Source organism: Lysinibacillus agricola, assembly GCF_016638705.1.
In the GTDB taxonomy this organism is placed as follows: domain Bacteria; phylum Bacillota; class Bacilli; order Bacillales_A; family Planococcaceae; genus Lysinibacillus; species Lysinibacillus agricola.
The window spans coordinates 4,466,031-4,485,838 of sequence record NZ_CP067341.1 but is presented as its reverse complement, the minus strand read 5'-3'; the positions used below and the strand labels follow the sequence as shown (position 1 = coordinate 4,485,838).

General features: G+C 39.1%; 21 protein-coding genes. 13 read left to right on the top strand and 8 right to left on the bottom strand.

The genetic code is table 11. The features are described 5' to 3' along the window. The first annotated feature begins 121 nt into the window (after nt 1–121). From FJQ98_RS22315 to FJQ98_RS22300, 4 genes are all read left to right on the top strand, one after another. Nucleotides 122–1,333, top strand: coding sequence for a diaminopropionate ammonia-lyase (locus FJQ98_RS22315; protein WP_053592887.1), 1,212 nt, complete (start codon nt 122–124; stop codon nt 1,331–1,333). 181 nt (nt 1,334–1,514) lie between these two features. Beyond that, complete coding sequence (locus tag FJQ98_RS22310; RefSeq protein WP_053592886.1) at nt 1,515–2,276, top strand: MerR family transcriptional regulator; 762 nt, start codon at nt 1,515–1,517, stop codon at nt 2,274–2,276. A 92-nt stretch (nt 2,277–2,368) separates the two neighbouring features. Then, nucleotides 2,369–2,821: a TraR/DksA C4-type zinc finger protein gene (locus FJQ98_RS22305; protein WP_053592885.1), complete on the top strand. Its 453-nt coding sequence runs from the start codon at nt 2,369–2,371 to the stop codon at nt 2,819–2,821. 45 nt (nt 2,822–2,866) lie between these two features. After that, complete coding sequence (locus FJQ98_RS22300; protein ID WP_053592884.1) at nt 2,867–3,793, top strand: dipeptidase; 927 nt, start codon at nt 2,867–2,869, stop codon at nt 3,791–3,793. 25 nt (nt 3,794–3,818) lie between these two features. On the opposite strand, the gene FJQ98_RS22295 is transcribed toward FJQ98_RS22300, so the two are convergent. Continuing rightward, nucleotides 3,819–4,739 (bottom strand): 1,4-dihydroxy-2-naphthoate polyprenyltransferase, encoded by a 921-nt coding sequence (locus tag FJQ98_RS22295; protein WP_053592883.1) that lies wholly within the window; start codon nt 4,737–4,739, stop codon nt 3,819–3,821. A gap of 592 nt (nt 4,740–5,331) precedes the next feature. Between FJQ98_RS22295 and FJQ98_RS22290 the strand changes: the two genes are divergently transcribed. The 8 genes from FJQ98_RS22290 (at nt 5,332) to FJQ98_RS22255 (ending at nt 14,643) form a co-directional block, all read left to right on the top strand. Beyond that, nucleotides 5,332–5,619 carry a hypothetical protein gene (locus tag FJQ98_RS22290; protein WP_201406548.1) on the top strand — a complete coding sequence of 96 codons (288 nt, stop codon included), beginning with the start codon at nt 5,332–5,334 and terminating at the stop codon, nt 5,617–5,619. Between the two features lie 112 nt (nt 5,620–5,731). Next, nucleotides 5,732–7,117 carry an isochorismate synthase gene (locus tag FJQ98_RS22285; protein WP_053592881.1) on the top strand — a complete coding sequence of 462 codons (1,386 nt, stop codon included), beginning with the start codon at nt 5,732–5,734 and terminating at the stop codon, nt 7,115–7,117. Continuing rightward, nucleotides 7,110–8,834 (top strand): 2-succinyl-5-enolpyruvyl-6-hydroxy-3-cyclohexene-1-carboxylic-acid synthase, encoded by a 1,725-nt coding sequence (gene menD / locus FJQ98_RS22280; protein ID WP_053592880.1) that lies wholly within the window; start codon nt 7,110–7,112, stop codon nt 8,832–8,834. Before FJQ98_RS22285 ends, menD begins: the two co-directional genes overlap by 8 nt. After that, complete coding sequence (menH, locus tag FJQ98_RS22275; RefSeq protein ID WP_053592879.1) at nt 8,822–9,631, top strand: 2-succinyl-6-hydroxy-2,4-cyclohexadiene-1-carboxylate synthase; 810 nt, start codon at nt 8,822–8,824, stop codon at nt 9,629–9,631. Before menD ends, menH begins: the two co-directional genes overlap by 13 nt. Nucleotides 9,632–9,695: 64 nt before the next feature. Then, nucleotides 9,696–10,514 (top strand): 1,4-dihydroxy-2-naphthoyl-CoA synthase, encoded by an 819-nt coding sequence (gene menB, locus FJQ98_RS22270; RefSeq protein WP_053592878.1) that lies wholly within the window; start codon nt 9,696–9,698, stop codon nt 10,512–10,514. Nucleotides 10,515–10,971: 457 nt separating this feature from the next. Then, nucleotides 10,972–12,396, top strand: coding sequence for an o-succinylbenzoate--CoA ligase (locus tag FJQ98_RS22265; protein ID WP_053592877.1), 1,425 nt, complete (start codon nt 10,972–10,974; stop codon nt 12,394–12,396). A gap of 603 nt (nt 12,397–12,999) precedes the next feature. Next, the gene (locus FJQ98_RS22260; RefSeq protein WP_158002957.1) at nt 13,000–13,155 is read left to right on the top strand and encodes a hypothetical protein; all 156 of its coding nucleotides are present in this window, start codon (nt 13,000–13,002) and stop codon (nt 13,153–13,155) included. A 315-nt stretch (nt 13,156–13,470) separates the two neighbouring features. Next, nucleotides 13,471–14,643: a transglutaminase domain-containing protein gene (locus FJQ98_RS22255; protein ID WP_053592876.1), complete on the top strand. Its 1,173-nt coding sequence runs from the start codon at nt 13,471–13,473 to the stop codon at nt 14,641–14,643. Here FJQ98_RS22255 and FJQ98_RS22250 read toward each other — a convergent pair. From FJQ98_RS22250 to ytzI, 4 genes are all read right to left on the bottom strand, one after another. Next, nucleotides 14,626–15,657, bottom strand: a complete 1,032-nt coding sequence (locus FJQ98_RS22250) for a metal ABC transporter solute-binding protein, Zn/Mn family (RefSeq protein WP_053592875.1) — start codon at nt 15,655–15,657, stop codon at nt 14,626–14,628. The two genes, FJQ98_RS22255 and FJQ98_RS22250, sit on opposite strands and share 18 nt — an antisense overlap. Nucleotides 15,658–15,765: 108 nt before the next feature. Continuing rightward, a complete protein-coding gene (gene yidD, locus FJQ98_RS22245; protein ID WP_053592874.1) occupies nt 15,766–15,999 on the bottom strand; it encodes a membrane protein insertion efficiency factor YidD in 234 nt (77 codons plus the stop codon). Then, the gene (locus FJQ98_RS22240) at nt 15,996–16,157 is read right to left on the bottom strand and encodes a hypothetical protein (protein ID WP_198926831.1); all 162 of its coding nucleotides are present in this window, start codon (nt 16,155–16,157) and stop codon (nt 15,996–15,998) included. Before FJQ98_RS22240 ends, yidD begins: the two co-directional genes overlap by 4 nt. Nucleotides 16,158–16,227: 70 nt before the next feature. Further along, nucleotides 16,228–16,374 (bottom strand): YtzI protein, encoded by a 147-nt coding sequence (gene ytzI, locus FJQ98_RS22235; RefSeq protein ID WP_143114586.1) that lies wholly within the window; start codon nt 16,372–16,374, stop codon nt 16,228–16,230. Between the two features lie 138 nt (nt 16,375–16,512). Between ytzI and FJQ98_RS22230 the strand changes: the two genes are divergently transcribed. Then, entirely contained in the window at nt 16,513–16,830 is a 318-nt protein-coding gene (locus tag FJQ98_RS22230; protein ID WP_053592873.1) for a hypothetical protein, read from the top strand. A 43-nt stretch (nt 16,831–16,873) separates the two neighbouring features. Here the strand turns inward: FJQ98_RS22230 and FJQ98_RS22225 are convergent, their stop codons facing one another. From FJQ98_RS22225 to FJQ98_RS22215, 3 genes are read right to left on the bottom strand one after another with little or no spacing between them, the layout of a single operon-like run. Further along, nucleotides 16,874–17,542 (bottom strand): AroM family protein, encoded by a 669-nt coding sequence (locus FJQ98_RS22225; protein WP_241774479.1) that lies wholly within the window; start codon nt 17,540–17,542, stop codon nt 16,874–16,876. A 9-nt stretch (nt 17,543–17,551) separates the two neighbouring features. After that, entirely contained in the window at nt 17,552–18,694 is a 1,143-nt protein-coding gene (locus FJQ98_RS22220) for an amidohydrolase (protein WP_053592872.1), read from the bottom strand. After that, nucleotides 18,691–19,752 (bottom strand): amidohydrolase family protein, encoded by a 1,062-nt coding sequence (locus FJQ98_RS22215; RefSeq protein WP_053592871.1) that lies wholly within the window; start codon nt 19,750–19,752, stop codon nt 18,691–18,693. Before FJQ98_RS22215 ends, FJQ98_RS22220 begins: the two co-directional genes overlap by 4 nt. Nucleotides 19,753–19,808 lie beyond the last annotated feature (56 nt).

Sequence of the window (19,808 nt, the reverse complement as noted above, 5' to 3'; positions counted from 1 at the left end):
ACAAATGTCATCCACAACTTTTGGTGATGAGCCTAATTTATGTAATATCGGCATGGATGGTATTTTGTTTTGTGGTTCTATAAGCTAAGATGATGATAGAGCAAAAACTGGGGGGATATGGATGGGAAAATTAATATGGGCTAACAACCAACAATATTTGATACAGAAGAACGTAGAACAAGTAGTGCCTTTTCTACGTAATTTTTCACTGGAACAAGTAAATCGTGTTGGTAGATTTCAGCGTACATATGAGAAATTTGAAAGCACACCTTTACGGAGCTTAGATGCTTTTGCTTCGTTAGTTGGAGTACAAAGTATTTTTGTAAAAGATGAATCTTATCGATTTAACTTGAATGCATTCAAAGTATTAGGTGGTGTTTATGCAATTGGGCAGTACGCCGCCAAAAAGTTAGGTAGGAATATAGATGAGCTATCGTTTGAGCAGCTTAAATCATTAGAAGTAAGGGAGCTGCTAGGGGACTTAACGTTTATTTCAACGACAGATGGCAATCATGGTCGTGGAGTGGCTTGGGCTGCTAGAGAGCTTGGTTTGAAAGCTCGCATTTATATGCCTGCTGGTAGTGCAGAAGAGCGCCTGCAAAATATTAAAAATGAGGGTGCATATGCTGAAATAACGACAATGAATTATGATGATACAGTTCGTTATACTTCACAACTAGCAAAAGAAAATGACTGGGTTGTTATTCAGGATACGATGTGGGAAGGCTATGAGGAAATTCCAGTGTGGATTATGCAGGGCTATACAACACTAGTAAAAGAAGCCGCTCTGCAGTTGGAAAAAGCACCTACCCATGTATTTTTACAAGCTGGGGTTGGATCTTTTGCAGGTGCAGTTGTAGCTTTCTTACAACAATATTATGAACAAAAGATTACATTTGTCTTAGTTGAGCCTTTTGTAGCGAATTGCTATTATGAAAGTTTTAAGGCGGGAGCTGAGCAGTTTGTAACGGTTGGTGGAGAGATGCAAACAATTATGGCAGGTCTTGCTTGTGGTGAGCCGAATCCACTTGCTTGGGATCTATTAAAGACTTATACAAAGGTGAGTATTTGCTGTGATGAGGAAGTTGCTGCAACAGGTATGCGCATTCTTGGGAATCCACTAGCAACAGATGCCCGAATTATTGCTGGAGAATCGGGAGCTGCCCCAGTCGGATGTTTTTATGAATTGATGACGAATGAGCAATATACAGAACTGAAGGATACATTACAATTAGATGAAAATTCTCGAGTATTGTTTATTAACACGGAAGGTGACACAGATGTAGAGAACTACAGAAATATTGTGTGGCATGGCAAGTATGCAAAAATTTAATTGAAGAAATAGCAAACTAGTGACAATGAAATGTTCTAGTTTGCTTTTTTCATTCACATGCCCCCTAGTCGCAACGGAAATTAACCCCTCGTTATGGTGAGGAGCCAAATTTTAATTGATTTTTTTGTTGACTTTAACGTTGCGTAAAGATTTACAGTAGCATTAGTGGAGGTGAAAAAGTATGGAATATACAATTCAAGGACTCGCTCAATTGTCTGGGGTTAGCACAAGAACACTGCGTTATTACGATGAAATTGGATTACTGAAGCCGGCAAGAACCAATGAAGCAGGCTATCGATTTTATGGACAATTTGAGGTTGATATGCTCCAGCAAATTTTATTTTATAGAGCATTAGATATGAAGTTAGCAACGATTCAGGAAATTATTCAAGCTCCGGATTTCCAACATAAAGAGGCACTAAAAACGCATCATGCCGCTTTATTGAAGCGCAAGGAGCAGCTTGAAAAAATAGTACAAACAGTGGAAAAAACAATTCAATCTATTGAGGAGGAACAACCAATGACAAATGAAGAGAAATTTAATGGATTTAAAGAGAAACTAATCGAGGAAAATGAAAAGCAATATGGTCAAGAAATTCGTGCGGAATATGGTAACAAAACAGTTGAAGCATCGAATGCTAAGTTAATGAATATGACAGAAGAACAGTATGAGGCAATGCAGCAGCTAGAACAGCAATTATTTAATCGTTTAAAAGAAGCGATGGCAATCGGTAATACAAAAAATGATGTGGCTATGGAGGTAGCGGAGCTTCATAAGCGTTGGCTAAGCTTTTCATGGTCACAATATTCCAAGGAGGCGCATGCAGGTATAGCACAGATGTATATAGCAGACGAACGCTTTACAGCTTATTACGATGAGCGTGTTTCTGAGGGAGCAGCACAATTTTTACATGATGCCATAATGAATTTCGCTTTGGCGTAAATTATACAAAAAAATAAGTGATCCATCTTCATGCTTTCATGTTTTAGAAATATTAATTTAGGAAAAAATGAAGGCATGAGGAGGAGATTTTTTTGAACCCACAAGTAATGGAAAAATTAAAAAAGCAATTAGAGCAGGAGCTACAGGAAATAGAACAACAAATTGAAGAAACAGAGTTGCCTCAAGCGACAGAACTGTCTAATTATGATAATCACCCTGCTGACAATGCGAGTGACTTAACGGATAAGTTAACCGAAATGGTGATTGATGAGCACCGCGGTGACCATGCTGAGGAAATAAAGGCTGCACTACAAGCGATGGAGGACGGTACGTATGGTAAATGCGCTGTATGTGGGGAAGAGATTCCTATTGGTCGCTTAGAAGCTAAGCCAGAAGCATTAACATGTGTTGAGCATGCGGAGAAAAAAGAAGACAATTTAAGACCAGTGGAAGAAGATATTTTGTCTGCTACGCCAAAATCGGATGATTTCATAGAACTTGAGGAATTTGGCTCTTCTGATACACCTCAAGATAAAAGTTGGTAAGCATTTTCACTCACAGGCAGTATAATAGCTGTATGGGGTGAGAATATGGACATAATTGATTTACACTGTGATGCTCTATTGAAATTAACAACTTTAGAAGCAGCAAAATTTGAAGATGATGTACGGTTGCAAGCCAATCGAGGGAGATTACAATTAGGGCAAGTGAAGGCACAAGTATTTGCTATTTTTATTAATCCTAAAATTCCGCAAAGTATGCAATTTTTAGAGGCAGTGCGCCAAATTGAAGCCTTTCATACACATGTATTACAAACTGAGGGCATGGTGCATATTACTGATTGGTCGCAATTAGATACTTTAGCCCCGCATGAAATTGGCGCCATTCTAAGCTTAGAGGGCTGTGGTCCAATCGGTGATGATTTAGCTAAGCTTTCATCAATATTAGATGCAGGAGTGAAGCTTGTTGGACTAACATGGAATGAAGAAAACGCTGTAGCTCATGGTGCTGAACAGGATCCAAGTCTTGGCTTAAAATCATTTGGTGAAGAGGTTGTAAACTTGCTAAATGAGAGAGATATTATTATCGATGTTTCACATTTAAATGAACAGAGCTTCTGGGATGTCTTGCCACTAGCGAAGCATATAATTGCGAGCCATAGTAATGCACGTGCAATTTGTGATCATCCAAGAAATTTAACGGACGCTCAGGCAAAAGCACTTGTCGAGCATGGAGGGCATATTCATGTCGTTTACTACCCGCCTTTTATCCATGACAATGCTACGATGGATGATCTAGTAGCGCATGTGAAGCATCTAGGAAATGTAGTAGGGGTTGAGCACCTTGGATTAGGTTCAGACTTTGACGGAATAGATGCTACTGTAAAAGGATTAGCACACGCAGGAGAGGCACAAAATTTGTTAGAGGCGTTATGTGAACATTTCTCAATCGAAGAAGTTCGTGGTATTGCAAGTAATAATTTTCGACGTTATGTAAAAAATGCAGCAAACTGTTAAGGCTGCTGCATCTTTAAGATGTAACTCAATAAAAGAAATATTGAATTAATAATCCTATTCCTAGGAGGAAGCCGAAGAATGTATTTGTTTGCGCTGTAAATTTCATCGCAGGCATAACTTCTTTGGCTTCTTTTTTATCGCGGAAAATTTGAATCGCACGAAGTGGCTTTGGAACACATAAGAAAATGATTAGAGCCCAAAAGGTAATACCATCAATTGCTACAAGAGCGATTACCCATAAATACGAAACGATGAAAAAACCAGATAGCACAGAAATGGCATTATCTCGACCTACTAAAATAGCAAGTGTTTTTCGACCACCCTCTGTATCGCCAACAATATCACGGATATTATTAGACAGCATGATGGCACCGACTAAAATCATACTTGGCACTGAAAGCAAAACAGCATCAAATGTCACTGTAAGCGTTTGAATATAAAAGGCGATTAAGACAATACCCATTCCCATAACAGCGCCAGATACAAGTTCTCCGAATGGTGAATAGGCTATTGGGTAAGGTCCTCCAGTATATAAAAAACCAATAAGCATACAAACTAGCCCGACAGCAGCAAGCCACCAAGAGGTTGAGGCACATATGTAAATGCCAAGCAGCATAGCGATTGCATAGAAGCTTAAGGCGATCATCATAATTGTTTTTGGTTGAACACCGTGACGCACAATCGTTCCGCCGATACCGACAGAATGTTCATTGTCTAATCCTAGTTTGTAATCGTAATATTCATTGAACATATTTGTTGCTGCTTGTATAAGCATACTTGCAATAAGCATAGCAAAAAATAGTCCAAAATCTATTGTTTGTTTTTCAATTGCTAGAGCAATTGATGTTCCTAAAAATACCGGAACGAATGAAGCGGTTAAAGTATGTGGGCGTGTTAAATGCCACCAAACTTTAAAACCCCTATCAGCTTCAATGACTTTGGTCATAAGGTCTTTCTCTCCTTCAAATGTTGTTGACTCTTCTTATTTTATACGAAGAATGAGAAATTGGGTAGGTTCACAGCTTATTACATACAGTTCATATCAATTATGCCTTGGCATAATTGCGTCCGGAATCGGCTTTGTGCTTGCACAAAGAACTCCTTTCCGATTCCGTGACATCCGCTGGAGCTTTTAACTTCTTTCAGCGGCTGTTTGGACACCCGCTGAAAAGTAGCTTAAATCCGCATTCAACTCACCACCTATTGAGGAGGGAGACTTCTGTACCTGTCGCTACGCTTTCGGTACAAAGGACATTTGCTGAAAGAAGTTAAAAAAAATGATACAATAGAACATGCATTTATGAACTGAAAACAATAATTAAGATAAAAGCAACAGTACGAAGAATAGACTAGCAAATAAAAATGACGGCTATTTTAAGAAAAAAATATGATGTGAAAAAGTACAAATGCTCATGTCATTATGCAAAGTTTTGGTCAATTTGTTCTAAAGAAAAGGTTCATCACCAAAAATTTGGATGACATTTGTTAAAACGTCTACTATGTAAATAAGTTGATTGGAGTGGAGGCTGGGCGACTCCTTGGGGATTAGCGATAGAGGAACGAAGGCTAAAACCATCACGTCCTGTGATAACGCCTTCGTGACCAACATCGTGTTGGCCCAAGCGGCTCATCGGACGCCCCCAGGAAGCTTTGCGAAAGCGAAGCGACAGCAATTGTTTTGTCTGTGCGAAAGCGTAGCGACAGCAACAATGTTTTATCTGTGCGAAAGCGAAGCGACAGCAACAATGTTTTATCTGTGCGAAAGCGAAGCGGCAGCAACAACAAAGCGCCCAGTCGGAACGGAAATCAACCACACGTTTTGGTGAGGATCCAAAGAAAAGCCAAAGCAGTTGATGTTTATGACTGAAAGTGTAGAGCGAGTACAAAACATACCGTGCGTCATTCATTATGTACATTGCAACAACGGAGGTAATTTTCATGCAACAGAAGTGGTACCAAGCCACAGAGGTAGAAGTGGACTCTTTGGGCCAAAGCCTTCATTTTTATATGGAAACAATTGAAGTAAGTCGCTTATCGGCGCTTGCATTTTATGCAGCGGGCGAGGAGTGTTATAAAGGTGAACGATTTTATTGGCAAAATAGAGAAAAAACAATGACATTAGTAGGGCTAGGACATGCCTATACAATTCAAAATAACGCCAAAAATGATCGCTTCGATGCAGTAGAAGCGGAATGGAAAAGTTTAACGAAAAAATGTGTAAAAGGGCAGAGCGAATTACAGCCAATTTTGTTTGGTGGATTCACATTTGATCCACAAAATAATGTAGATGGTGAGTGGACAGGCTTTCCAGAGGCTTATTTTGCACTAGCAACATATCAGCTTGTCATACGTGATGACAAAGCGTTTGTAAGCATTCATCTTATTACAAAAAATCAGCAGGCAGAGGCTCAATTTGAAGCATTGCGTAAAGAGCGGGATCATTTAATTCATGCTGCTCAGGTAAAAGAAGTGAAAACGTATTCAAAGCCTGAAATAACAAGTTATTTCGAGCCATATAAGGAGCCATATTTAGCTTCGATTGACCAAGTAACAGCATTGATTAAGCAGAAGAAGGCAGATAAAGTCGTTATTGCACGGTCTCTGGCATTGCAGTTTAAAGAACAAGTTTCTTCACCACAGGTACTATCACATATTATTCATGAACAGCCAGAGAGCTATTTATTTGGTTTAGAGCGTCAAGATTTATTGTTCTTTGGTGCGTCCCCTGAACGTCTTGTAAAAGTAGAAAAGGGCCGCGCCTTTTCATCTTGTGTTGCGGGCTCTATTAAACGTGGTAAGACAGCTGAGGAAGACGAAGCATATGGACAAAGCTTATTAAATGATTCGAAAAATGGCGGCGAACATCAATACGTTGTCGATATGATTGCGGAGACTTTCCGTAAAAATTGTGTTGAGATGAAAATACCAGATGGCCCCCGTCTACTAAAGATTAGAGATATACAACATTTATATACACCCGTTGAAGGTCAGTTAAATAGTGAGGCAACCATTTTACAACTGACAAAGTCTTTACATCCAACGCCAGCTTTAGGTGGTGTGCCAAGGAATGAAGCGATGGCAGCTATACGTAAGTATGAGCCAATGAATCGTGGACTTTACGCCGCTCCAATTGGTTGGTTAGATGCTGAAGGCAATGGGGAATTTGCAGTGGCCATTCGATCGGCTGCTTTACTAAAGGATAAAGCCTATTTATACGCTGGTGGCGGTATTGTTGCAGATTCAGAGTCACAATCTGAATATGAGGAAACATTAGTGAAATTCCGTCCGATGCTTCGTGCGCTAGGAGGACAATTACATGAGTGAACGGAAAATTTTAACGGACTATGTTTATAAAATGGTAGCATCATTAGTACAAGTTGGTGTAGAAAACGTTGTTGTTAGTCCAGGCTCACGTTCGACGCCTCTAGCTTATGCATTTGCTTCAACGAAACAGCTCAATATGTATCGTCAGGTTGATGAGCGATCGGCTGCCTTTTTTGCGCTAGGAATTGCAAAGGCCACAGCAAAACCTGTAGTTCTTTTATGTACATCAGGAACAGCTGCAGCAAACTATTTTCCTGCCATTGTTGAGGCAAGCTATGCTCGTGTACCGTTAATTGTGATCACAGCTGATCGTCCACATGAATTGCGAGAGGTGGGTGCACCACAGGCTATTGATCAGCCAAATTTATATGGCACGCATGTCAAATGGAGCGTGGATTTCCCGCTAGCAGATGATGCAGCACCGACACTACCGTTTATCGAGCGCCATATCGCACGGGCGATAGCAATTGCAATGAGCGCACCGTTTGGACCAGTTCATATTAATGTACCGTTCCGAGAACCTTTGTTGATTGATTTTCGAGATGAGCTTCCAGAGGCAACATTTAAGCATAGTAGTATGGCCCAGTTAATGCCTTCTAAAGCTACACAGCAGGAGCTATCAGGGATTTTAAGTGCAACCAAAAGAGGCTTTGTTATTATTGGTGAGCTAGCACTTGGTGCAGATTTAACAATCATGTGGGAGTTTGTTCGCCAATTAAAATGGCCGGTCATTGTCGAGAGTTTATCCAATATGAGGGCATCGGTCCCAGAGGATTGTTTGCCATATATTATCACAACATATGATGCAATTATGAAGAGTGAAGATTTTAAAGCATTAGTTGAACCAGATACGGTACTACGTTTGGGAGCACAGCCTGTTTCAAAATTTATTATGCAATTTATTACAAAATCTCAGCCTGATGCTTATATTGTTGTTGATGAAGATCCGATGTTCCGTGATTCTACAGGCGTGTCTACTCATTTTATTCATGCAAGTATTGGTGAGTGGCTCACGCAATTAGAAATCTCTGAAACAGCATTAGAGGCAGAGTATTTAGCGGAGTGGCAAGATGCCAATGATATTGCATTAGAGTATATTGAACACTATTCTAAGGGTGCAATCGATGAGGGAGCAATGGTAAGTCGATTACTGAAAATAATCCCTAATGGCAGTGATATTTTTGTTAGTAGCAGTATGCCCGTGCGTGATATTGATACGTTTTTAATGGCGTCACCGAAGGATATTCGTATTGTTGCGAATCGTGGAACGAATGGTATTGATGGCGTCGTATCAACAGCAATGGGTTTTAGTCAAGGGAATAACCGTGAAACTTACTTGCTTATTGGCGATTTAGCCTTTTTACATGATATCAACGGTCTTATTGCGTCAAGATACCAGGAATGCAACCTGACAATAATTGTCATGAATAATGATGGCGGCGGTATTTTCTCTTATTTACCACAATCGACAGTTGAGGCACATTATGAAGATTTATTTGGCACGCCAACTGCCCTTAAATTCCATGATATTGCCAATATGTACGATATGGACTATATCCGCGTAGACGATATTTCAGAGCTATCGGAAAAGTTTGCTTCAATAAAAAAACGACCATTACGCTTATTCGAAATTTTCACAGATCGAGAGGAAAATGTTTATGCGCATCGGGCACTTTGGAATCTCATTAATGCAGGGTTAAAAGCATGGCAAAGCTAATGGTTCGAGAGCTTGAAACGTACGTGGAAATCTGGAATGAAGAAGCGGAGCAAACGCTCGTTGCCTTACATGGTTTTACAGGGAGTACAGCTACGTGGCGATATTTAGCGAAAGCTCTGCCGAATGTACGAGTTATTGCCATTGATTTAATTGGACATGGTCAAACAGCTGTACCTCAGCAAATTAGTCGCTTCTCTATGCAAGAACAAATCCAAGATTTAGAGGAAGTTTTTTTCCAACTACAGCTAAAGAAATTTGCGCTGCTAGGCTATTCAATGGGAGGAAGAGTTGCATTATCGTATGCAATTTCCTACCCTGAACGTATTGAAAAGCTAATTTTAGAAAGTGCTTCTCCAGGTTTACAGACTTCCAAGGAGCGTTCTGAACGTTGTGAGAGGGATAACGCACTAGCTGAAAAAATAATTAGTAACGGTTTGTTATCATTTGTTAATGCATGGGAGAACATTCCTTTGTTTGAGTCCCAAAAGCGTTTACCACAAAATGTACAAGAGGCTATTCGGTCAGAACGACTTTCTCAGAAGGAGGAAGGCTTGGCAGGTAGCTTACGAGGCATTGGTACAGGCAGTCAGCCATCAAATTGGATGTCGTTGGAGAAGCTTGAATTTCCTGTTCTTTTAATTACAGGCTCACTCGATGAAAAATTTTGTAAAATTGCACTAGAAATGAAAGCGTTATTAAAAAATGCCAAGCATACGACAGTAAATGACGCAGGACATGCAATTCATGTGGAAAATCCCGCTGATTTTGCTACAATAGTAGAGGAGTATTTAACGTAATCATATTTTTACGTTACCGCCTCGATTATGAACGAGACGAATATAATTATTAGGAGGCAATTCAATGACACGTCAATGGACTAGTTTACATACTTATGAAGACATTAAGTATGAGTTTTATAACGGTATCGCAAAAATTACGATTAACCGTCCAGAAGTGCGCAACGCATTCCGACCAAAAACGGTAATGGAAATGATCGATGCTTTTTCACGTGCACGTGATGATAAAAATATTGGAGCTATCATTTTAACTGGTGAAGGTGAGCATGCCTTCTGTTCAGGTGGAGACCAAAAAGTACGCGGTCATGGCGGCTACGTTGGTGAAGATGAGATCCCACGTCTAAACGTTCTTGATTTACAACGTTTAATCCGTGTTATTCCAAAACCTGTAGTAGCGATGGTTGCAGGTTATGCAATCGGTGGAGGACACGTCTTACACGTTGTCTGTGACTTAACAATTGCGGCTGATAACGCTCGCTTTGGACAAACTGGACCAAAAGTTGGTTCATTCGATGCTGGTTATGGCTCAGGCTATCTTGCACGTATTATCGGTCATAAAAAGGCGCGTGAAATTTGGTTCCTTTGCCGTCAATATGATGCACAACAAGCACTTGATATGGGATTAGTTAACACAGTTGTTCCTTATGAGCAATTAGAAGATGAAACTGTACAATGGTGTGAAGAAATGCTACAAATGTCACCAACTGCTCTACGCTTCTTAAAAGCAGCAATGAATGCAGATACAGACGGTTTAGCAGGTCTTCAACAAATGGCTGGCGACGCTACTCTTCTTTACTACACAACAGATGAAGCTAAAGAAGGTCGTGACGCATTTAAAGAAAAACGTCAACCAGATTTCGGTCAGTTCCCAAGATTCCCTTGATTATCTGAAACGTTGAACGGCTCGTATCTTTATGAGATACGAGCTTTTTGTATGTCTGGAGGGACGAGACGGATAACTTTTTTAGAGCGATGGATAGTTTTGTCAGAGCGGCGGAAAGGCAAATCCGGGCGGCGGAAAGAAGCGCTAGGGCGACGGATAGATAGGCCGAAGCGGAAAGAATTGCCGAAACGACGGATAGACTGATCAAAGCGACGGAAAGAAACGCTAGGACGACGGAAAGAATTGTAAGAGCGACGGATAGACAGGCCGCGACGGATAGAATTGCCGAGGCGACGGATAGACTGATCAAAGCGACGGAAAGAATTGCCGAAACGACGGATAGACTGATCAAAGCGACGGAATGAAACGCTAGGGCGACGGAAAGAATTGTAAGAGCGACGGATAGACGAATGTTACGATGAAGCGGTAAGATTAAGGTTGATCGGAGGGATAACAGATGTATCCAAATTGGATTTTACAGCGAGCGTATTTAACACCGTTACGAAACGGTTTAACATATAATGGACAAACTTGGACATTTCAAAAATTAAATGATTTATCTTTAAAGCGAGCACGTCAACTAACAGCACTAGGAATTAAGCAAGGAGACCGTATTGCAATAATGGGGCCGAGTAAGCCTACCCTTGTCATCACGATGTACGCATGTATGCATTTACAATGTGAAATGGTCATGCTAAATCGTAGGCTATCACAGGCTGAAATAGCCTATCAGCTAGAGGATTCAGAGGCAGCGGCAGTATTAATTGCAGATGAGGATGTAGAAAAATTACCATTACATACGACTTGTCATTTATTTTCTGCTATAGAAAAAAGTACAGAATCGGCTATTGATATTACGAAAGAATGGTCTTTAAATCAAACAACATCGATTATGTATACATCTGGTACGACTGGCTTTCCAAAGGGTGTTCGTCAAACAGTTGGCAATCATCAGGCAAGTGCAACAGCCTCAGTTCTTAATATAGGTTTGCAGGCTGATGATGCTTGGCTATGTGCAGTGCCTTTATTTCATATTAGCGGCTTTTCTATTTTAGTGCGCTCGCTATTGTATGGCAATAAAGTGCATTTATATGATCAGTTTGATGTAGAAGCCATTTCACAAAATATTATCGATGGCGATGTCACACATATGTCTGTGGTTGCAGTGACATTAGAAAGAATTCTACATACACTTGAACAAAAAAATGCACAAGCCTCATCGAAATTTAAAATGATGCTAGCAGGTGGTGGACCTGTGCCAGTGGATTATTTAAAGCGAGCTCATGCATTAAATTTAGCTGTAGCTCAAACGTATGGGATGACTGAAACTTCGTCACAAACGGCAACATTAGCAAATGAAGATGCGATGCAGAAAATTGGTTCAGCGGGAAAACCATTATTTTTTAATCAAATTCGCATTGCTGAGCCGAATGCCAATGGTGAAGGAGAAATTTGCATACGTGGTCCACATGTAACACCAGGGTATATTGGCCGTTTTGCCGAAAAAGAAGTGACGATTGATGGCTGGCTCCATACTGGTGATATTGGCTATATGGATGAAGAGGGTTATTTGTTTGTTATTGATCGTCGGGCTGATTTAATTATTTCAGGTGGCGAAAATATTTATCCTGCTGAAATTGAAAATGTGTTACTTACTCATCCTGCAGTCAAGGAAGCGGGAGTATGTGGCATCGATGATGATGAGTGGGGCCAGGTACCAATCGCCTTTGTTGTATTAAAAGAACAAGTACAAGTAGAGCAAATACAGGCATTTTGTCAAAAGAAGCTCGCTAAATATAAAATACCAAAAGAAATTATTGTTACGGACGAGCTTCCTCGAAACGGTGCCAATAAGCTACTTCGTAGAAAATTAATAAACTAATAACAAAATGATAAAGCAAACCTTTATGAATGTTTAGGCGCTTAAATGAGAGTGATTTCCGTTCCAGGCTACTCACTTTGTTGCTGCCGCTTCACTTTGCTCTGCGACAGGAGCACTCGAGTAGCCTTCCACTCCAATCAACAATAGTGTAGAACTTTTATAAAATTTATGCGTTTCAAAAGTGAACGATATAGCTACTTTCCATCATCGAACAGAAGTGACTTATAGCAGTTGGGTGATTGTACATCTGCTATTACTGCTTCGGTTTCGAACAAAAAACTTGATACTGAAGTTTCGCTTTTATCACTATATTAGAGTGATATGCTAAGTGAATTAGTTGATCTTCGTTCCGACTGGGCGACCCCTCGGGGATCAGCGTCGAGGACACTGAAAAAGTCGATTTGCCACAAAAATGTGATGCAAATCGACTTTTTTGAGTTTCTAAATCCAACAAAAGATAGATTTATAATATAAAAAATGAATTTCTTTAGTTTTTCAGTGCCTTTGATCAGAGTCACAGATGAGACCCTGCAGCGCAGCGGATGTTTTCTGTGCGAAAGCGAAGCGTCAGCGACAATGTTTTAAAGCGTAGCGTCAGCGACAATGTTTTATCTGTGCGAAAGCAAAGCGACAGCAACAAAGCGCCCAGTCGGAACGGAAATCAACCCCTCGTTTTGCAGAAGAACCATACTTTATTTAATTTCATTTTTTCAACACTATGCAGAGGCTGGGACAGAACTCGTTTATTTAGAAAAATAGCGAAAAGAGATAATAACTTTTCTGCTTCATCAAAGTGAATTTCCCCATTTAAATCAAAAAAATGTTAGATCGATTATATCTTGGTCTAACATTTTTCTTTTTGTTCCACCTCTTTATTCGTTTTAACTTCTTTCAGCGGATGTCACGGAATCGGAAAGGAGTGCTTTGTGCAAGCACAAAGCCGATTCTGGACGCAGTTATGCCGAGGCATAATCGATAAGTCATTTTTAGTAAACTTTTAGGATTAAATTAATCATTCATTAACATAATAAGAAATGAAAGGCATAAACTAGTTAGTAAAGGAGAATGACTCATATGAGAAAATATATATATAATGTTGTCATTATATTATTCGCTCTACAAATGAGTCATGTGCAAGTATTCGCAAACTATGAAGAAAAGAATATTGCAACTGCTAATTCAATAGAAACACTACAACATCTAATTCAAAAACAAGTCATGCAATTATCTACTGAATTTGACATTCGTTATACTGGTAATACGTCCGAAATAAAAGATGAACTATCAGAGCTAATTAAACATGCTATTCAAGATCCATATGTTTACGCCAATCTTTCTAGTTTTAAATGGAAATATGAAGGCTATACCAATAATATTGTCATTAGATTTGAGTTTACTTATCATATTTCTCAGGAAGAGGAGGCATTTGTAGAACAGTCTTTGACGAATATTATTGCACCTATGCATGGACTAAGTGAATTGCAAAAAATACAGGCTGCACATGATTTTATCGTTCTATCTACTGAATATTCAAAGGAAACGAAAGGAAGTCAATATTCTCCCTACACATTGCTTACGGAAAACAAGGGAGTCTGTCAGGCATATGCTCTAGTGCTTTATCGAATGCTAGAGATGCTAGGCTTTGAGGTACAATATGTACCAGGAAAAGTAGGGGAACAACTACATGCTTGGGTCTTAGTGAAGCTTGATAATGCATGGTATCATATCGACGTTACATGGGATGATCCATTGCCTGATCGTAAGGGTGAGGTGCGTTATAATTATTTTTTAGTGTCTGATCGCCAATTAGCACAGGATCACTCTTGGGACTATGCAAGTTTCCCAGCTGCTACAAGCGAAGCCTATATTGATTTACAAAAAACGAGTAAGGTTGAAGTTCTTACAAAACCAATGTTGGATAGTCATTTTACCTTTGATAAAGGGCAGTTCATTTTAGCTAAAAATAAACAAATAATAAAACAGCCTACACAGCTTTTAAAAGGTAATAAAAGCGATAATTCTGTTCAGTTGAAACTAAATGAATGGGAGCCTATCATTTTAGAAAGTAATGTAGCCCAAGTAAAGGGTAACCGAAAGATAACACATCATGCTGTGCAAAAGAAAAAAAGGCTAACGAGTATTTATAGAATGGAAAAACGAATGCCACAAGAAAAGTACGTCATAATAAAGGAGGTGTCCCATACGATTTCGGGGCACCTCCTTACTCATTTATTTGTGAGCGTTTAAAGCAGTATCTAAAGTTTGAATATTTTTCTTCATAAGGGTGAAGTAAGTTTCATTATTTTTAACATCATCCGCTGTTAAAACGCTTAAATTATGCAAGACAAGCGACTCTGCTCCAACCTCTTTTTGGATGACCTCGGCTAATTTAGAAGAGACATTTTGCTCGAATAAAATATAGTGAATGTGCAAATCATTTGCTTTATCAACAATTGCCGTTAGTTCCTTTTGAGAAGGCTCATTTTGTGAGTTTAAACCGGCTATTGGAAGTTGCTTTAGGCCATATTGACCTGCGATATAGCCAAATGCTGCATGTGATACGAAGAACGTCTTTTCTTGCGCTTTATTAGCCATTGCTTTAAACTCGTTGTCTAAATCTTGTAGTTCTTTTACCAGTGCCTCGTAGTTAGCTGTAAATGTAGCTTCTTGTTCTGGCATTTTTTCAACTAGAGTGTTTTTAATGGAAAGTGCTAAATCTTGACTGATAATTGGTGATAGCCAAACATGTGGATCTACATTACCGTGATCATGATCATCATGTCCATGCTCGTCTTCAGAGTGGCTATGCTCTTCTTCAGTTGTAGCATGTTCATGATCATGATGTGCTTCTTCTTCATCATCATGTGTGTGACCAGTGCTCACAGCTAATTGTTCATCTGAAACTTGATCTGCTGTTGCAACCATTGTTACATCTTCTTTGGCTAGAGTTTTTTTGGCATTTTCAACAAAGCCTTCTAGCCCTAAGCCAATATAGAAAAATATATTAGCATCTGCTAAATTCATCATATCCTTTTGTGTTGGCTCAAATGTGTGTTCATTGGCGCCAGCAGGGTAAATAGAAGAAACCTCTACAAAATCGCCACCAATTCGTTGTGCAAAATAACTTAATGGATAGACAGTTGTATAAATTGATAATTTATCCTTTGTCTCTGTCTGTTTGGATGTTGATGATTTATCCCCACAGGCAGCAGTGAATAGGGCAAGAACTGCAACTAAAAATAACAAAAATACTTTTTTCATCTTATAGTATACCTCTTTCAAATAGTAATCGTTACGATTTAATTTTTAGAACAGTTTCTATAATAACGCACATTTATAAAAAGTACAAGAAAAAATGACCTTCGAAAATTAATTCTTTTTCGAAGGCCATTTTTCAGGCACAGGGTCAAAGCCACCAGGATGGAATGGCTGACATTTAGATACACGCGTAATGGTTAAAATTAACCCTTTAATTGCACCGTGCTTTTGAAAAGCTTCAAGTCCATATGACGAGCATGTAGGATAGAAGCGACAGGATGGTGGCGTCATCGGTGAAATAAATTTTCTGTAAAACTTAATGAGCCAAATAAAGGGATATTTCATATTTGTTTATCCTTTTGTTGAGGGTTGACCTGCTCAGGCTTAGCATCGATAGTCTGTGTAAAGAAATTGCCTTTTTTCTTCAAGAGGACAATGACAGAAACGCCAAACATTAGCATCATCATGGCAATCATAATTATTATTGGTAATGGTACTCCCATTGCGTTCACTCCAAATTCTATTTGTTAATAATATTATAAAAGAATCTCTGTGAAAAATGTACAAATTGAACTAGTCATCATTTTGATGAAAGCTTTGCTTAGGTTTGTCATCAACTGTATGTTTAAAAGCATACGCACGATTGACACTGAAAATAGTCGCGACCGTTACTAAAATAACGATGATCGCTGCTACAACTAAAAGCGTGATTAAACTCATGGCATTCACTCCGTTCCTTGTTCATCATATCTATTATAAATTAGATAATCTCACTTAGTTGTGAAGGAAGTTTGACATTCCAGCGAATAAAACAACACTTTTACCTCCATACTATGGAAAAAGGAGTGTTTTGTAGAGATGGAGCGTCAGCGTGTATATTTTTCACTTGCCAATAGAACGTATTATACAAATCCATATGCAGGTCCGTGGAACTTTGAACTCAATATAGATCGCCAAGCATTAGACGTCTTTGAAAAGATTTTTCAGCAAATGCAGCTGTTAGAAATTTCGAATGCATGGCGTGCACAATTGCCATATATACAATATCATCTTGATAGAGAAAATGATGAAATTGATTTGCGATTAAAAAAAATCTATGCACTTGTCCATGAATATGGGGATGCGGATACAAAGGCATTTGTGGAACAGCTTCCTTACTTCAACAAACGTGTCTAAAAGTAGAGGGTCACTGAAAAAATTCAGTGACCCTCCTTTGCTTTTAACAAATAGCTTTTAAAATAGTAAAGACAGCTTCTCGTGGTACTATGACAGGAATACTAAGCTTGTTTTTAATCACATTTTTCATGGCAGTAGAGTAACCCATACAATCTAATATAAGTAATTCGGCACCGCGTATTTCTAATGACTTAGCCTTTGCCAATAAATCTTGTTCGTTAAAACGATAAGGAGAACTAGCCTCAAATGTTACATTAAATCGTGACTTTTGCCATTTCTCAGCAACGCTAATTTGCTGCTCGGGCTCAGGTCCAATCAAACCGAGCGTTAAATCAGCATTCATGCCTCTTACTAAATAGGTCATCATGCGGTCAGGAAGTAATAGATTTTTGCCAGATAATGTGTTAGTAAAATCGCCTGTGCACATAAGTAAAACCCAAGTAAATTCCTTAAGTTCATAAATTCGTTTCTGAATAAAAGGCATCAGCTTTTTTTTACTTAGCTGTATCTGCTCACCATTTGCGAGAAGAGTTACTAAAACATCTGAATCTTCACTGGTTGGAGCAAGTGCTGCAATTTCTGAAGACGTCAGTAAATCAAGTACACCAAATTCTGTGACATGTAAACCAGCATTTTCTAATTGTTTGATATCCGCGGCCATGTCCTTGCGAGGTGCTTGACCAATTGTGACGATTGCGATTTTTGATTCCACCAATTTTTTTCACTCCGCTTCATAATGTTTTTTACCATTCACATAGGTTTGTAGCACTTTCGCTTCTGTTTCAAAAATAGGATGAGACCAAACTACGAAATCTGCATCTTTGCCTTCCTCAAGAGAGCCGATTCGATGATCGAGCTGTACAAGTTTAGCGGCATTAATGGTGATACTTCTTAATGCTGTTTCTTCATCTAATCCATATCGAATTGCCTCAGAAGCACAATACTTTAAATATTGAATTGGTACAAATGGATGGTCAGTCATAATAGCAAATGGAATATGGTGTTCTTTAAAAATTTTTGCGATTGCTGGTGTTGAATTACGAGTTTCATATTTTGATGGTGTCAGCATATAGGGCCCAATAGTTGTATTAAATCCACTAGCTTTCACAGCATCAACAATCATATGTCCTTCCGTACAGTGCTCTAAATGTAGCTGTACATTAAATTCTTTTGCAATACGAATCGCAGTCATAATATCATCTGCTCGGTGACAGTGAAGACGCAGTGGCATTTCGCCTTGTAGCACCTCGATAAATGGACGTAACTCTAAATTATGTTTTACATGCTCTGTTTTTTCTTCTTTACTTAGACGAGCGGCACGTTGGAAGCCATCGCGTAATAATTGAGCAATTGCCATACGTGTCATAGGCTTACGCTTATATTGATTGCCAAAAACATTTTTAGGATTTTCACCTAAAGCGCCCTTTAAGCCACTACGCTCAACTAGTAGTCTTGAAGAAAGTGTAGGACCCGCAGTTTTTAATATGCTCCAAATCCCGCCGATGACATTGGCACTTCCTGGCCCCGTTTGAACGGTAGTTACGCCACCTTCAAGAGCATGCTGAAAAGAAAAGTGACGAATATCTACACTGTCCAAAGCGTGCATGAGGGGGGTGAACGGTTCGCTATATTCATTGGCATCATTAATATCCTCAGTAACCTCTGCCCACGTACCAACATGTGCATGAATATCAATTAAACCTGGTGTCACAAATGCTCCATGTAAATCAACTACTTCAGCATTGTCAGGGATCTCTCTAGCAGGCCCTACATAGTCAATTCGACCATCTTCTATCCATAGCTGTTCAAAGATATCATTCTGTTCATTTACTGCTATAAATTTTGCATGATGATAAATAATCATTTTGTCATTTCCTCTTCCCATGCGTATACTTTTTTACCCTTAATAAAAGTGGCAACAACTTTTGCATCTAAATCTAAAGGATGCTTATTCCAGACAACAAAATCAGCTAGTAAACCATCTTTAATGGAACCTGTTATATGTTCTATTCCAAGGAAAGTTGCTGCACCAGTCGTTAACGCATAAACCATATCCTGACGTAATAATCCTTCACGAACCGCTAAACAGGCTTCAAGTGCTAGATGAGTTGCATTACTTATGGGATGATCTGTGCACAATACAAATGGAATGCTATTTGCTGCAAACTGCTTATATAATTTGGGTGACAGTGCCATCATTTCGTTATGCTCAATATGACGGAATGTAGGGCCTGCAATAACTGTATTCAATGATGGATCCTCTAGAAGCGGGATTTCAGTGCCATGGATGATATGGAAATCAAATTCGAATTCTTGCTGTAGGCGGACAATTAGTTCGATATCGACAGCTTTATGTGCTCGTACCACAATTTTTCGAATTAGAGGCTCCTGCTCTTTAATTTGTTGGAGTGTTTCTCTCATAATCTTAGCAATACCCATACGAGTCAATGGCTTTTTCTTCTCGGCAAAAAACGTACTTTTGGCATTTTGACCAATTGAAAAGGAGTAGGCGACACCTTGTTTTATTACCATCTCATCAACAGTTGTATGGGTGTGATGTATAATTGCTGTTTTCGCGCCAATCAAACTTTTAGGAGAGGGAACAATATGAGATGAAGTGACGCCATGTGAAATTGCTTTTTTAAATGCGGTATCAAACGGATATATTCCATCTACGACTGAATATTGTATATTTGATTCAAACTCAAAACTATCATCACCCTCCCAGCGAATACCAATTTCAGCTAGTCCAATTTGTGAGCAGCTGTCGATAAAGCCGGGAGTGATGTAATAACCATCTAAATCGATTTTTGTTTCAAAGGTATTCGATTGTTTGAAATATTGTCCATGTACTTGAAAATTGCTTTTTTCAAAACTACGAGTCTCAGAATTGAAAACGAGTCCATTTATATAACGAGTCATCGTTAAATTCCCTCCATATGAATAGAAAAGCGGAGATCTGCATCTCCACTTTTCTT